The sequence below is a fragment of the Pradoshia sp. D12 genome (assembly GCF_008935075.1).
Lineage (GTDB): Bacteria > Bacillota > Bacilli > Bacillales > Pradoshiaceae > Pradoshia.
In genome coordinates, this window is sequence record NZ_CP044545.1 from 317,473 (window position 1) to 332,500 (window position 15,028).

Genomic DNA, 15,028 nt, shown 5'->3' on the forward strand with positions numbered 1-15,028 from the left:
CGCTCTTTCTTGAATGATTAAACCCCTTTTCTACAAAATATTTACAATAAAGTTATTGACTGTTAATACAGAATATTATAACAATAAGGTTATAAGTAGAGGGGGAATATGGCGTGAATGAAAAACTAAATCCTATGATAGATAAGATTATCCAAAATATAGAGAAAGTGATTATCGGTAAAAGAGAGGTTGCTAAGTTAAGCATTACAGCCCTTTTGGCAAAAGGACATGTATTGCTTGAGGATGTACCCGGTGTTGGGAAGACTATGTTAGTTAAGTCTATTGCCAAATCAATTCAGGCTGATTATAAGCGTATTCAGTTTACACCGGATTTATTGCCATCTGATGTAACCGGTATTTCCATCTATAATCCGAAAGAGCATGAATTTATCTTTCGTCCCGGGCCTATTATGGGGAATATCATATTGGCTGATGAAATCAATCGAACATCTCCCAAAACACAGTCATCCTTGCTGGAAGCAATGGAGGAACATAGAGTTACCGTTGATGGCGTGACACACAAATTGGCCAATCCATTCTTTGTTATGGCCACCCAAAACCCAATTGAATATGAAGGTACCTATTCTTTACCAGAAGCGCAGCTGGACCGATTTTTACTTAAAATGAAAATGGGTTATCCGGAGATGGCTGATGAATTGGCGATTTTGACAAATGCAAAAATGCTTGCTTCTGTTGAAGATTTAAATCCTGTAATTACTGTTGATGAAATGGTGAAGCTGCAGGAGGAAATCCAATCTGTATATGTGGATGATATGATTGCGCGGTATATTGTAGAACTGGCTGTGAAAACGAGGAACGATAATCGAGTTTATTTAGGCGTAAGCCCACGTGGAACGGTTGCTCTTATGAAGGCTTCGCAGGCTTGGGCTTTTATGCATAATCGTGATTACTGTATACCAGATGATGTACAATTTCTACTTCCATATGTATTTAATCATCGTATGATCGTGAAGGCTGAATCGGTTTATGATGGATTCAATGCTCAAGTTATTCTCGATGAAATTTTAGCAAGGACGCCTGTACCGGTACAAAGGCAAGTGAATTAAAAATGAAATTTATAAGAATGACGTTAAATAAATGGGAAAAGTGGTGGAAATTTGTCATTCTCCTGCTTTTACTAATTATGACGTTCACATATGCCATGTTCCAGGGAGGGTTTGTCAGCTGGTTCCTTTTTTATAGTTTTCTTCCGTTCGCCTTGTATGCTCTAATGATTTTTGTCTATCCATTAAGTGATTTTACAGTAGAGCGGGTCTTAGGTGATCAGGAATTAACGGCCGGTGACCCAGTAGTTATGAAAATTATTATTAAAAGGAATATGCCGGTTCCGATTGCCTACCTGCTCATTCATGAACTATTACCGGAAAGGCTGGAAATCCTACTCGGAAGGGAAAAAATCAGTTCTATCGTTTTTCCGGGATTCAGAAAAAGAATAGAATTGTCCTATAACATTAAGAGTATGCCAAGAGGAGAGCATACCTTTAATAAGCTTGAAATAAGAACAGGAGATATTCTCGGGTTAATTGAGAAGAGTAGAATGATAGATTCCGATAAAAAAATCCTTGTACTTCCTGCAACGGTTCCTTTGCCATTAAGACAGGTTCTCGGTGATTATGAACAAGGCAAGCGCACAAATTCCTATAAAATCAGAAATGAAACAGCGATGGTTTCTGGTATTCGAGATTATGCTCCGGGTGATCGTATGACCGTCATTGACTGGAAATCAAGTGCAAGGGGCGTCGGGCTCAAAACTAAAAACTTTGAAGAAAAACACAGCAGTGACTTCTTTCTTTTAATAAATTGTGAGAGTGACCACTCTGTTTTTGAAGAAATGGTGACCTTTAGTGCATCAATCGCTGAAATTGGTTTGACTAAGGGGATGAAATTGGGTCTCTGGGCTGGTGGAGGTGGACTGGATAACCTATTAGAAGTAAAGGAAGGAAAAGGATATGTTCATAAAGCCTTGAATTTTATGGCTAAAATAAAAGCTTCGCCAAAAATTGATGTAAGTTCCCCAAGATTTTATACACCTCAGACAAGATTTATACCGCCAAATGCATCTCTTATTGTTGTTACTTCTGTTTTACATTTACCATTCGTAAAAGCATATACCAACCTTGCTGGAGGAATCCATTCCTTGTATATTCTATTTTTCTGTGAATCTTCCCATGTACTCAATAAGGCTGAACAAGAGGCCTATACCTTTGGAATAAATCATGGAGCGAAAATGTCTATTATTCGAAATCGAGAGGATTGGGGAGTTTTTGAAGAGAGGGGCGGCAGATGAAAATGAAAACGAATAACCTGCATCCCGGTATACGTCTTCTGTTATTCCTGTTTGCTTTTATTATGCTAATAGAGTGGATGAGACCAGTTGGAGAAGTGACAAACACAAGCCAAATTAAGTATTTTATTATTTTTGCAGCCGTTTCATTGGTGATGTATGCATTCAGAGTGTCCTGGAAAATCATGACTCCTGCTTTATCCGTTTATATAGGTATGAGTCTTTATCTGATTTTTTATCGTCCTGAATTCTATTTGACAGAAGACAGTTGGATACGCGCTTTCTTCATCGATATAAAAGAGGGATTGTTCTCTGTATTTTCAACAGATTGGCAAGGGTTAAGTCCTGAATTCAGAACGTTTCTTTTCTTCATTTTAATATGGATGTTTACCTATTTAATTCATTATTGGGTACAAGTGAAACAGCGATTGTTCCTGTTTTTGTTTATGACATTTATCTATGTAACAGTTCTAGATACCTTTACAACCTATGATAGTGATCAAGCAATTGTACGAGTAGTCGTTATTGGATTTGCTATCCTTGGCATGCTCGCATTAGTACGTTTGCTAATCGGGGAGAACATCCACTATACGAATCGAACTGCTATCCGTTGGCTTATTCCTTTATCTAGCATGATTGCATTTGCGGTAGTCATTGGTTTTTTTGCTCCAAAGCCACAGGCGATATGGCCTGATCCTATTTCCTTCATTAAATCAACCTCAGAGAAATTTGGATCTACTCAAAAAAGGATAGGGTATGACAAGGATGACAGCAAATTAGGCGGAGATTTTATTGGCGATGATGGGGTAGTGTTTCGGGCTTCCTCATCTGTCCGTACGTATTGGAAAATTGAAAATAAAAACGTTTATACGGGTAAAGGATGGGAAACTGGTGCAGATTATGGCATGGGTCAAACGATATTAGAATCAGAACCAGCTATGCTATACGATTACAGGGGGGAAACTACGAATACATTGTCAACGGCTGAACTGGAATTTGAGATAGACCATGGCCATATTCCTTATCCAAGCCCTATGGCTATTGAGCAAATTTATAATCTGAATCCTGAGGATGAATCAGTTTTTTCTAGTTTATTGTATTCAGGTGACTCCTCTGAGATTACCCCGATATATGAGGACGATACGAATAAAAACGAATTAAAAAAGGTGGGCGTGCAATTTAGAAGCCCCACCTATTATCTGGATGTACTCCAACAGGATGAAATAAATGATTTGTATGAAATGGAAATGGATTTACTACTAAGACAATCGATGGGTATACCTGATTATGTTCCGGAGCGTGTCTCAAGCTTAGCAATAGAGCTTGCAGAAAAGACGGGATCCAACAGTATGTATGACCAAGTCAAAGCAATTGAGGATTATTTGAAAGGTGAAAAATTTACTTATAGTAAAGAAGATGTTCCATACCCTGAGGAAAGCCAGGATTATGTAGACCAGTTTTTATTTGAAACACAAATAGGCTATTGTGATAACTTTTCAAGTGCCATGGTTGTAATGGTCCGCTCTCTTGGAATCCCGGCGCGTTGGGTAAAGGGATATACAGCAGGTGATTTAGTGTATGACCAGGAGCTGGGTGAGTCTCGGTATGTGATTACAAATAACAATGCGCACTCATGGCCTGAAGTTTATTTTCCCAGCGTAGGATGGGTTCCTTTTGAACCAACGAAGGGCTTTAGTTCTGAAGTACGGTTTACAGCTTCTCAGGAGGTCAGCAATGACCAGGAGGAAACGCAGGTTACGCCAGAAACGAATCAACCAGAAAATAAGGAGCCAGAAAAGCCGGTCGAAACAAAGGATACAGCTTCCCAGTTTACGTTCGGAACAATCAAAGGTAAAATAGCGGAACATTGGAAGAAAGCTCTAGTGGTGATTTTGGTATTAGGTGGAGCTGCTGCTTTATTATATAGAATCAGAGGAAAATGGATGCCGCACATTTGGGTGTTTTATTATAAGAGGCTTATGAAAAAGCCGAATTATTCAAATGCCTATATGCAATTGCTTCGAGAATTAAATCGGTATGGAATAAAAAGAAAGCCTGGACAGACCCTGAGAGAGTATGCGATTTACGTGGATCGTTTCTTCGGATCATCAGATATGAATAGGCTAACGCATGCATATGAAAAACACATTTATTCTGGAGAAAAAACTGAAATGGATTGGCGAAATTTTCAAGAACAATGGGAGAAGATGATTTTAAGAACTATTGCTTGACCACACTTTTCTCTCAAGTTACAATTATGGCGGTTAATAAAAAGCAATCTACCCTTCATATAATTTCGAAAATAAGGTTCGGAAGTTCCTACCAAATCACCGAAAAATGATTTGACTATGGAGGAATTATATAAATGTTAACTAGAACTCTGAATGGTAAATAGGGATTCTAGTTTTTCTTTATTCGAATGAATAATCCTAAATTGTGGAATAGCTAGTACATAAAGGATAAGGATTCTAATAGGTTGATACCTGGTATTTCTTTATAAGCATATGGGGAAGAGAGATAAATATCTCTTTGGATGAAGTTGCTCAATTAACCGAAAATATCAGACGAGGTGAAAGTGATGATAGAAACAACTGATCTCCCGATTCAAGAAATGATTGTCGTTCTTGATTTTGGAAGTCAATATAATCAATTAATCACAAGGAGAATTCGTGAATTTGGAGTTTATAGTGAACTTCATCCCCATACAATTACGGTGGAAGAAATTCAGAAGCTAAATCCAAAGGGAATTATTTTCTCCGGCGGACCAAACAGCGTGTATGATGCTACAGCTTTTACATGTGATGAGCGGATTTTTGATATGGGCATTCCAGTTATGGGAATTTGCTATGGTATGCAGCTAATGACTCAGCATTTTGGCGGAAAAGTGGAACGTGCAAGCAAACGCGAATATGGAAAAGCCGAAATTAAGCTGAATCATGAAAGTTTATTATTTAATGGGCTCCCTACTGAACAAATGGTATGGATGAGTCATGGTGACCATGTTGTTACAGCTCCTGAGGGCTTCCAAGTTGATGCGACGAATCCATCATGCCCAATCGCGGCAATGAGTGATCACAGCCGTCAATTATATGCTGTACAATTCCATCCAGAAGTAAGGCATTCTGTATATGGTAACGACCTGTTGAAAAACTTCGTATTTGGAGCATGTAAATGTAAAGGCGATTGGTCCATGGCTAATTTCATTGAAATGGAAATGGATAAAATCCGCAAAACCGTTGGAGACAAACAAGTACTATGTGCATTGAGCGGCGGAGTAGACTCCTCTGTTGTAGCGGTATTGATTCATAAAGCCATCGGTGATCAATTGACATGTATCTTCGTGGATCACGGTTTACTTAGAAAAGGCGAAGCGGAAGGTGTCATGAAAACATTCCGTGAAGGCTTCAATATGAATGTAATTAAAGTCGATGCTAAAGAGCGATTCATGAAGAAGTTAGCTGGAGTTAGTGACCCAGAGCAAAAACGTAAGATCATTGGAAATGAATTTATTTACGTATTTGATGATGAAGCGACCAAGCTTGAAGGAATTGATTATCTCGCTCAAGGTACGCTTTATACTGATATCATTGAAAGTGGAACGGCTACTGCGCAAACCATTAAATCTCACCATAATGTAGGTGGATTACCGGAAGATATGCAATTCCAACTTATCGAGCCTTTAAATACACTCTTCAAGGATGAAGTGCGTGCACTTGGTTCAGAGCTGGGTATTCCGGATGAAATCGTTTGGAGACAGCCTTTCCCAGGACCTGGTTTAGGAATCCGTGTATTGGGAGAAATAACGGAAGACAAACTGGAAATCGTAAGGGAATCAGACGCGATTCTTCGTGAAGAAATTAAAAATGCCGGTCTTGATCGTGATATTTGGCAATACTTCACTGTCCTTCCTGATATCCGCAGTGTAGGTGTGATGGGGGATGCCCGCACATATGATTACACAATAGGAATCCGTGCGGTAACATCTATTGATGGAATGACATCTGACTGGGCAAGAATCCCATGGGATGTACTTGAAAAAATATCTGTGCGAATTGTCAATGAAGTAAATCATATTAACCGTGTTGTGTATGACATCACGTCCAAGCCACCTGCGACGATTGAGTGGGAATAGAATTGGAAATCGATAGAACCATTGAAAACACTGAGTTTTTGAAGTGGTTTTAGGCTGGGCTGATTGATAGAAAATTGATAGCAGATATATAAACGAGACGAAAAGGTCTATCTGAATAAATCATTTCAGGTAGACCTTTTTTTCGTGGTTTCTAAAAAGATATTCAAAAACAATGAAAATAGGTTGCCCGAATACACTTTCCATTACGAGATCTTATCAGAGCTCCTCGTAAACATGAGCTTTTAGCTCTTGCAACCGGAGCCCGTGTAGAACCACGAAGCAGAAAAAATTACCTATCGATTTGCACATCTGTTTCCAGGTAGAAAAAGCAATTATAAGTGTTCGAGAAAAAGATAATGAAGCTATGAGCGATTTTGAGAGAAAGCAGGAAAGTGAAATGAGTTGGTAGATTGTGGGGATTATATTAAAATAACTTTGAATAGTCGTTACAATGTATGCAATAGTTTCCACTGAAGAGGTAAATTAGAATTGTGGGAGAGTTATTATGACAACAAAATTATTCATTCAAGCACTAACTAAATTTTTATTGGGGGTTGTTTTAGTTGGTCTATTGATATTCTTACCTGCGGGTACTTTATTATTTGCGTATGGTTGGTTATTTATGGGGATTTTATTTGTGCCAATGTTCCTTGCAGGAATTGTGATGATGTTCAAAAACCCAGAACTGTTAAAAAAGCGACTCAATGTAAAAGAGAAGCAAGATGAACAATGTCTTGTGGTAAAGCTTAGCGGACTTATGTTTTTAGCAGGTTTTATTGTTGCGGGATTAGGTTTTCGTTTTGATTGGTACACCTTACCAAAGAGTGTTGTAATTTGTGCTGCGGTGGTATTTCTTGTAGCATATATTCTTTATGCAGAGGTACTCAGGGAGAATACATATCTTAGTCGTACTATTGAGGTACAGGAAAATCAGAAAGTTATCGATACGGGGCTATACGGTATTGTCAGACATCCAATGTATAGTGTGACATTACTTTTGTTTTTGTCGATGCCGATTGTGTTAGGTTCAATATATTCGTTTTTTATTTTTCTTGTATATCCCTTTATAATTGCCAAAAGGATTAAAAATGAAGAAAAACTTCTTGAAAAAGAACTCGATGGTTATCGTGAGTATAAGCAAAAAGTCAAATATCGCTTGATACCGTTTATTTGGTAATAGTAAAGCAAATTCCATTTTGTGAAGGATCAATTATTGGATATATAACACTAGGAGGATATCTATGAAAATTACTGAAGGATTTATGCCATATTTAGATTTTAAAACGTATTACCGCATCGTTGGAGAAAATACCGGTAATAAAAAACCACTCATTTTACTTCATGGCGGACCAGGCTCCACTCACAACTATTTTGAAGTACTCGATCAATTTGTTGAGGAAGATGGACGCCAATTAATTATGTACGATCAAATCGGTTGTGGGGAATCTTATGTAGAAAATCGCCCTAACCTCTGGAACGCAGAAGTTTGGACAGAAGAACTCATTGCACTTCGCAAGCACCTTGGCTTAGAAGAATGCCATCTTCTGGGTCAATCATGGGGAGGCATGCTTCTTTTGAATTATGTTTGCAATTACAAACCAAACGGAATCAAAAGCATCATCCTTTCTAGCACTCTTCCAGCTTCTTGGATGTGGGGAGAAGAACAGCAACGTATGATTAAATTCATGCCAAAAGATATGCAAGAAGCCATTGCCATTGCAACAAGCACTGGTAACTACGATGCCCCAGCCTATTTGGCGGCAGAAGAAGAATACATGATTCGCCACGCTGGAGGACCTGTCACAGAAGATTCACCAGAATGTATGAAGCGTCCTAGAAAAATAGGAAATGAAGCATATGTAGTCGGTTGGGGACCAAATGAATTTACTCCACTCGGCACATTAAAAGATTATGATGTTACAGCGCAACTAAAAGACATTCAAGAGCCAGCACTTGTAATTAATGGAGGTAGTGATCTTTGCACTCCTTACATCGCAAAATATATGTATGACCATATTCCAAACTCTCGTTGGGAACTCTTCCGCGACTGCAGACATTCATGTTTCGTAGAAGACACAGAAAAATACATCGCTCTTTTAAAGGAATGGCTCAATGCAAACGAATAAAACTTTCAGGTTATAAGTGAGATAGATTCTATTTTTCATTTTTAGTTCTGTAGTTATAGCCACAACGTTGGATGGAGCAGAGTTGATTTGTATTTTCATCAGCTTGCCCGCATATAAGAATAAAAATAAAATGTGACTCTCTTTTTTACCTGAGATTTGGGTGGGAAAGGGGATCTTTTTTTATGTCAAAAATAAGTCTAAAGGGATAATTAAAACCAACCACTTTTGGTAAGAGATGGTTGATGAATATATTGTAGTGCGATATACTTTATGTATCGAACCACGATATAGTAGATGTGAAATAGAGCTATAAATTGGAGGAAGTATGGAAGAGCGGATTAAAAGAATTTACATACCTATGACAGAAACAGGGTTTTATATACTATTTTGCATGCAGGAAGAAATGCATGGTTACAACATTGCTAAAAAGGTGAAGGAAATGACAGGCGGCGAGATAATAATCAGTCCGGGAACTATGTATGGGAGCCTGTCAAAAATGGAGAAAGACGGGTTAATTATGTTTGTTCGTGAAGAAAATAAAAGGAAGTTCTATATGATCACTGAACTAGGCAAGCAAATTCTTAATATTGAAATAAGGCGTATTGAGAGACTATATCAAAATAGTAGAGGAGGGTTATATGATGGAAAATGATATGAAAAGAGAATTTCGCTGGTTTATGTTAACAGATTACGAGAAAGAAGAGACATTTTTGCGTGAGATGCATAATAAAGGGTATAAATTGGTGAAAGTTAAACTGCCAGGGTTTTATTATTTTGAATTATGTGAGCCAGAAGATGTAGTCTACAAATTGGATTTCAATCCGCAGACATCAGAAGACAAGCAAAGTTATTTGCAGATGTATGCAGATTATGGCTGGGAATATATGCAGGATATAAATGAATACAGCTATTTTAGAAAATCAGCAGGTAACACAGATGAAGGAGATACAAATATTTTCAGTGATGATCAATCAAAACTGGACATGCTAAAGCGGATTTTTATGAAAAAATTAGTACCTCTTCTGGGGATTTTTCTATTATTTATAGTTTGTTCGGCCATGAGTATCGCTTTAGGCGGGATTGAGAGTTCATGGAATAGGGGATTTATTATATTTTGGTCTATTTTGTTTTTAATATATTTGGTGATTTTTGTGTATTGCGGAAGAGGATTTTATAAACTGAGAAAGAATTACTCACATAGGGTAGAGTAGCCTGTAGTATAGGTGGAAGGCGACCTATCTTTATTTTTCCTATTTTGTATAAGTCCTTGTTTTGATTGACCGAGCATATAGGGCTTTTTGTTAATTCTTCCAAGGTCGAAAAGTCCTTATTCCATTATGAAGTAGGTTATAAATCCAAAATAAGAGGATAGCCAACTGGTTATCCCCTTATTTTTTGTATGGTTTGATATTTTGTTCTCTGAAATCTTCTATTTTTCTTGGTACGTTTGTGACACCGCTAAAGTTGTTGTAAAAATCCTCCCAATCTTTACCCTCTAAACGATAATATCGTTCCATTGTATCTATATACAGAAACAACGCCTGTTCAGCAATAATATCAGGGATTTCATATTCTACAGGCTGTTTGGTATCTAATCTTTTACATAATAAATTTTGTAGATTCTTTGCATACTCTAATTGTTCTTTATCTATTTTCACATTTATAAAATTTTGGGTATCCATAGTTATTTCCTCAGTTTATCAAAATCTTTGGTGAATATGTCAGTGTATTCAAAGTGCGTCCATTTCTTAATTCACATTTAGTAAAGTATAAAACCAGTATTTCTGCATTAATATCATAGAGTTGAAAGGCTAGCTTGGTGAATGTGCTAATCTGAATATTCAAATACCATTATGATTATACTTTAATATCTGCTGAATTCAACAACAATATTTAGGCTTCTGGTTGTAATATATACCAAATGTGTAGGCTTTAATGGTTACTTACAACATAATCTATAAAATGGAAAGGATGTTATTTGTGTAGATCATGAATGGAAATGAGTATAAATCCTGAAAGGTATGGTAATGTTTCTAGGACTGACTACACCAATCTAGCATCAGGAGTAAATGCGAACAAATCCTTCTCAACCTCTAGATAATGTTCGCTTTATTATTGACCAAGTATCATTCTCTTGATACAATACAAAAGACCTAATAATTTAATAAATATATAAATTCGTATAATCATGGGAATATGGCCCATAAGTTTCTACCGAGCTACCGTTAATAGCTTGACTACGGATATGAATGATACTGCCTATTTATAGGTTATTCTTTGTATTTGAGTCAGCCTCGAACGGATTCGTTCGAGGTTTTTTGGTTATCCGGAACTTATACGAAAGCGTATGAAAAGAAGGAGAGGAAGTAGGTTGAAAAAGTACTTTCAGTTTGACGAACTTGGCACCAATTACAAACGAGAGATTATTGGCGGGATTACAACTTTTCTGGCAATGGCGTATATTTTAGTTGTTAATCCATTGCAATTATCTTTGGCAGATGTACCAGACCTTCCGGATTCAATGAGAATGGATCATGGTGCTGTATTCGTTGCTACTGCACTTGCTGCTGCAGTTGGTTCAATTTTTATGGGGCTAATTGCAAAGTATCCGATTGCGCTTGCTCCGGGTATGGGGCTGAATGCTTTCTTCGCTTATACAGTAATTCTAACGTTTGGTATTCCTTGGCAAACAGCTTTAGCAGGCGTTTTAGCTTCCGGTTTTATTTTTGCTATATTAACGTTGACTGGATTAAGAGAGACCATTATTAATGCGATTCCTGCAGAATTAAAATATGCTGTTGGTGCAGGTATTGGGTTGTTTATTACCTTTGTTGGTATGAAAAATGCAGGAATTATCGTCAATAATGATGCTACTCTTATTGGAATCGGTGATTTCACGGATGGAAATACATTATTGGCAATCGTAGGCTTATTAATTACAGTTATCTTTTTAGTTAAAGGCGTTAAAGGTGGCATTTTCTATGGAATGATTATTACTGCCATCATTGGGATGTTAGCAAACCTTATTGAGATTCCTGACAGTATATTCGGTGCAATTCCAAGTGTGGCTCCTACTTTTGGTGTTGCGATTGAACCGTATTTCAATCCAATTCAATCAGATTTATTCACTATCCAATTTCTGGTTGTTGTACTGACATTCTTATTTATCGATTTTTTCGATACAGCCGGTACACTAATGGCGGTTGCCAACCAGGCAGGATTAACCAAAGATAATAAATTGCCAAGAGCAGGCAAGGCTTTATTTGCAGACTCCCTGGCAACGATGACAGGGGCATTGTTTGGGACATCTACAACGACATCATACATTGAATCAACAGCAGGTGTCGCAGCAGGGGCTAGAACTGGATTCGCAGCAGTTGTAACTGGACTGTTGTTCCTATTATCACTATTCTTATATCCGCTTTTATCTGTTATTACATCACCGGTTACAGCACCGGCCTTGATTATTGTCGGGGTGTTAATGTGCTCCTCACTCGGTGATATCAATTGGTCAAAATTAGAAATTGCAGTGCCTGCATTTCTTACAATCATCATGATGCCATTATCCGGAAGCATTGCGGCTGGGATTGCCTGTGGATTTATCTTCTATCCAATTACGATGATTGTGGCTGGACGTATTAAAGAGATCCACCCAATCATGTATGGAATGTTTGTTATATTTGTTTGTTACTTTATTTTCCTTTCATAAATATGTTCTCTAAAGGCTGCCGGCTGAGTTCGGCAGCTATTTTTTTATGGATAGGAAACATGTTTGCAATCCCATCTTTGGATAGGGCCTCCATAATATTCATGTTTTCTTGGTATTTGAGTGCCTTTTGGGCATATTAACAAGTAATTATTCAGATTGGTTATGGATAGCAGAAAATAATCAGTCGCTTTTATTTTGTTAATAAGTCTAAGGAGGACGTACTATGTTCAAGAAAGTATTCGGTGTCCTGCAGAAAATTGGGAAAGCTTTAATGCTTCCCGTCGCTATATTACCTGCGGCTGGGATTCTTTTAGCTCTTGGAAATGCCATTCATAATCCGAATCTGTTGGACCTAATGCCATTTTTAGATGCTGGGTGGATTCAAAAGGTTGCAACTGTGATGGAGGATTCTGGTCAAATTGTCTTTAGCAATCTTTCATTATTATTTGCGGTAGGTGTAGCAGTTGGACTTGCTGGAGGGGAAGGGGTCGCCGGCCTGGCTGCTATCATTGGTTATCTAATTATGAATGTGACCATGGGGGTTGTTTTGAATGTGACGGCTGACATGGCTGCCAATGATCCATCCTATGCTAATGTTTTAGGCATTAACACTTTGCAAACCGGAGTATTTGGGGGGATTATTGTTGGACTGCTGGCAGCTTATATGTATAATCGGTTTTTCCGAATTGAGTTACCCTCCTATTTAGGCTTTTTCGCGGGTAAGCGATTTGTCCCTATTATTACAGCTGCTTCCGCATTGATTCTAGGTCTATTAATGACACTGATATGGCCGCCAATTCAACACGGATTAAATACATTATCTCAAAATATGATAGATACAAACTTAACATTAGCGGCATTTATATTTGGGGTGATTGAACGATCGCTTATTCCATTTGGTCTTCATCACATATTCTATTCACCATTTTGGTATGAATTTGGACAGTACACAAATAAAGCTGGAGAAATTGTTCGTGGTGATCAGGCAATCTTTTTTGCGCAGATTAAAGATGGGGTTAAATTGACAGCAGGTACTTTTATGACAGGGAAATATCCGTTTATGATGTTTGGATTACCTGCAGCTGCTTTGGCCATTTATCACGAAGCGAAGCCTGAGAAAAAAACATTGGTAGCCGGGATCATGGGATCAGCAGCCCTAACTTCCTTCTTAACAGGTATTACAGAACCAATGGAATTTTCGTTTTTGTTCGTTGCGCCTGTTCTTTTTGGAATCCATGCTATTTTTGCAGGTCTCTCCTTTATGACTATGCAACTGTTGAACGTCAAAATAGGGATGACCTTTTCCGGTGGAGTTATAGATTTTATTTTATTTGGGATAGTACCAAATCGAACAGCCTGGTGGCTTGTTATTCCGGTCGGCTTGGTAATCGCAGTCATTTATTATTTCGGTTTCAGATTTGCAATCCGTACTTGGAATCTTCGAACGCCGGGAAGGGAAGATGAAGATGATGAAAGTGCTCAGGGTAAGGGTGGTTCAGTCGATGAGCTTCCGTATGATATTCTTGAGGCAATGGGGAAAAAAGAAAATATAGCACATTTAGATGCTTGTATTACCCGTTTGCGTGTTGAGGTTAACGATATTGCGAAAGTTGATAAAGATAAACTGAAAGCACTCGGAGCTGCTGGTGTGCTAGAGGTGGGGAACAATATTCAGGCAATCTTTGGCCCGCGTTCCGAAACGATTAAATCTCAGATGAAGGATATAATGGCAGGGAATAAGCCGCGTCCTACCAAAGCAGCCTCAGATAATGTTGAAGCTGAGATACAACAACAAATAGAAGAGGTAAATCCGGATGCGTTAAAAACAGATTTCTCAAAGGGAGAATTCGCTGCACCACTTGAGGGTCAGCTGATTCCGATTTCGGAGGTTCCTGACCAAGTGTTCGCTGAGAAAATGATGGGTGATGGATTTGCGATGATCCCAAGTGAAGGAATCGTTGCTTCTCCGGTTGATGGAGAGATTATAAGTATTTTCCCGACTAAACATGCTCTTGCTATAAAATCTGACAGTGGTCATGAACTATTAATTCATGTTGGCATTGATACGGTAAAGTTGAATGGTAAAGGATTTGAAACAAAGGTTAAAGATGGCGATAAGATTACGCAGGGCCAGATATTAATGGAATTTGATTTAAATTTCATTAAGTCAAATGCGACATCCATTATTACACCGATTGTTTTTACAAACCTGCTGGCAGGAGAAGGAATTAAGTTGGTTAAACAAGGCAAAGTAAAATTAGGAGAAGTACACATAGTTGATATCATGTAAATAATAACTCGCAACTCTATCTATACTGGAAAGGGTTGCGAGCTTTTCATTAATATATATGAAAGAAAAGAATGTTTAATAAGAGATGTTCTTTTGAGGACTCTTAATATTTTCTCATAGTATCTTGGAGTTGGTAACGAAATTCAACAATCTCCGACGCTTATTATGAGAACGTTCAACCTGAAATGAATATATTCTAGGTTTGGCGAAGACGGTAGTTATTGGTGCAAAGAATCAGCAGCAAATTGGAGAATTAGTCCTTAGGAATTAAGAAAACGGTATTGTTAAACGACGATATGGGTGACTTGTTTCAATTATTGCGTACCAGATCAAGCTTTCTCTGGAAGAACAACGGGAGCCTATTTTTGCAATAGCTTCTATAGATTAAGTATTTGCTTCGCTGTTGAATGGCAAATAATTAAGGTATTCCCGATTGTATGCTGTTAGACAATGGGATAAATCTTGA

At 37.9% G+C, this 15,028-nt stretch carries 11 protein-coding genes and 2 riboswitches; of the genes, 10 read left to right on the top strand and 1 reads right to left on the bottom strand.

Going from position 1 to position 15,028, the window contains the following annotated elements:
- The first annotated feature begins 134 nt into the window (after positions 1-134).
- From F7984_RS01745 to F7984_RS01780, 8 genes are all read left to right on the top strand, one after another.
- Positions 135-1,067 carry an AAA family ATPase gene (locus F7984_RS01745; RefSeq protein ID WP_066110019.1) on the top strand — a complete coding sequence of 311 codons (933 nt, stop codon included), beginning with the start codon at positions 135-137 and terminating at the stop codon, positions 1,065-1,067.
- A 2-nt stretch (positions 1,068-1,069) separates the two neighbouring features.
- Complete coding sequence (locus F7984_RS01750; protein ID WP_066109816.1) at positions 1,070-2,308, top strand: DUF58 domain-containing protein; 1,239 nt, start codon at positions 1,070-1,072, stop codon at positions 2,306-2,308.
- Positions 2,305-4,536, top strand: a complete 2,232-nt coding sequence (locus tag F7984_RS01755) for a transglutaminase domain-containing protein (RefSeq protein WP_077248198.1) — start codon at positions 2,305-2,307, stop codon at positions 4,534-4,536. Before F7984_RS01750 ends, F7984_RS01755 begins: the two co-directional genes overlap by 4 nt.
- Positions 4,537-4,571: 35 nt before the next feature.
- Positions 4,572-4,674, top strand: a riboswitch (purine riboswitch).
- Between the two features lie 209 nt (positions 4,675-4,883).
- Positions 4,884-6,437 carry a glutamine-hydrolyzing GMP synthase gene (gene guaA / locus F7984_RS01760; RefSeq protein WP_140462280.1) on the top strand — a complete coding sequence of 518 codons (1,554 nt, stop codon included), beginning with the start codon at positions 4,884-4,886 and terminating at the stop codon, positions 6,435-6,437.
- A 505-nt stretch (positions 6,438-6,942) separates the two neighbouring features.
- On the top strand, positions 6,943-7,614 hold the full coding sequence (locus F7984_RS01765; protein WP_140462281.1) for a methyltransferase family protein: 672 nt from the start codon (positions 6,943-6,945) through the stop codon (positions 7,612-7,614).
- A gap of 64 nt (positions 7,615-7,678) precedes the next feature.
- Complete coding sequence (gene pepI / locus F7984_RS01770) at positions 7,679-8,563, top strand: proline iminopeptidase (protein ID WP_066109808.1); 885 nt, start codon at positions 7,679-7,681, stop codon at positions 8,561-8,563.
- A 325-nt stretch (positions 8,564-8,888) separates the two neighbouring features.
- Positions 8,889-9,215, top strand: coding sequence for a PadR family transcriptional regulator (locus tag F7984_RS01775; protein WP_066109805.1), 327 nt, complete (start codon positions 8,889-8,891; stop codon positions 9,213-9,215).
- Entirely contained in the window at positions 9,202-9,774 is a 573-nt protein-coding gene (locus F7984_RS01780; RefSeq protein ID WP_077248197.1) for a DUF2812 domain-containing protein, read from the top strand. The genes F7984_RS01775 and F7984_RS01780 overlap by 14 nt, the downstream gene beginning before the upstream one ends.
- A gap of 177 nt (positions 9,775-9,951) precedes the next feature.
- On the opposite strand, the gene F7984_RS01785 is transcribed toward F7984_RS01780, so the two are convergent.
- Positions 9,952-10,245: a hypothetical protein gene (locus F7984_RS01785; protein ID WP_066109798.1), complete on the bottom strand. Its 294-nt coding sequence runs from the start codon at positions 10,243-10,245 to the stop codon at positions 9,952-9,954.
- Between the two features lie 476 nt (positions 10,246-10,721).
- A riboswitch (purine riboswitch) is annotated at positions 10,722-10,823 on the top strand.
- A 111-nt stretch (positions 10,824-10,934) separates the two neighbouring features.
- Between F7984_RS01785 and F7984_RS01790 the strand changes: the two genes are divergently transcribed.
- Positions 10,935-12,272, top strand: coding sequence for an NCS2 family permease (locus F7984_RS01790; RefSeq protein WP_066109795.1), 1,338 nt, complete (start codon positions 10,935-10,937; stop codon positions 12,270-12,272).
- A 223-nt stretch (positions 12,273-12,495) separates the two neighbouring features.
- A complete protein-coding gene (gene ptsG / locus F7984_RS01795; protein ID WP_066109793.1) occupies positions 12,496-14,562 on the top strand; it encodes a glucose-specific PTS transporter subunit IIBC in 2,067 nt (688 codons plus the stop codon).
- Positions 14,563-15,028 lie beyond the last annotated feature (466 nt).

What these genes read in the sequence shown, in the direction of transcription:
- F7984_RS01745 (WP_066110019.1), top strand. Translation starts at nt 135, where the DNA reads ATGATAGATAAGATTATCCAAAATATAGAGAAAGTGATTATCGGTAAA.
- F7984_RS01750 (WP_066109816.1), top strand. Translation starts at nt 1,070, where the DNA reads ATGAAATTTATAAGAATGACGTTAAATAAATGGGAAAAGTGGTGGAAA.
- F7984_RS01755 (WP_077248198.1), top strand. Translation starts at nt 2,305, where the DNA reads ATGAAAATGAAAACGAATAACCTGCATCCCGGTATACGTCTTCTGTTA.
- guaA (WP_140462280.1), top strand. Translation starts at nt 4,884, where the DNA reads ATGATAGAAACAACTGATCTCCCGATTCAAGAAATGATTGTCGTTCTT.
- F7984_RS01765 (WP_140462281.1), top strand. Translation starts at nt 6,943, where the DNA reads ATGACAACAAAATTATTCATTCAAGCACTAACTAAATTTTTATTGGGG.
- pepI (WP_066109808.1), top strand. Translation starts at nt 7,679, where the DNA reads ATGAAAATTACTGAAGGATTTATGCCATATTTAGATTTTAAAACGTAT.
- F7984_RS01775 (WP_066109805.1), top strand. Translation starts at nt 8,889, where the DNA reads ATGGAAGAGCGGATTAAAAGAATTTACATACCTATGACAGAAACAGGG.
- F7984_RS01780 (WP_077248197.1), top strand. Translation starts at nt 9,202, where the DNA reads ATGATGGAAAATGATATGAAAAGAGAATTTCGCTGGTTTATGTTAACA.
- F7984_RS01785 (WP_066109798.1), bottom strand. Translation starts at nt 10,245, where the DNA reads ATGGATACCCAAAATTTTATAAATGTGAAAATAGATAAAGAACAATTA.
- ptsG (WP_066109793.1), top strand. Translation starts at nt 12,496, where the DNA reads ATGTTCAAGAAAGTATTCGGTGTCCTGCAGAAAATTGGGAAAGCTTTA.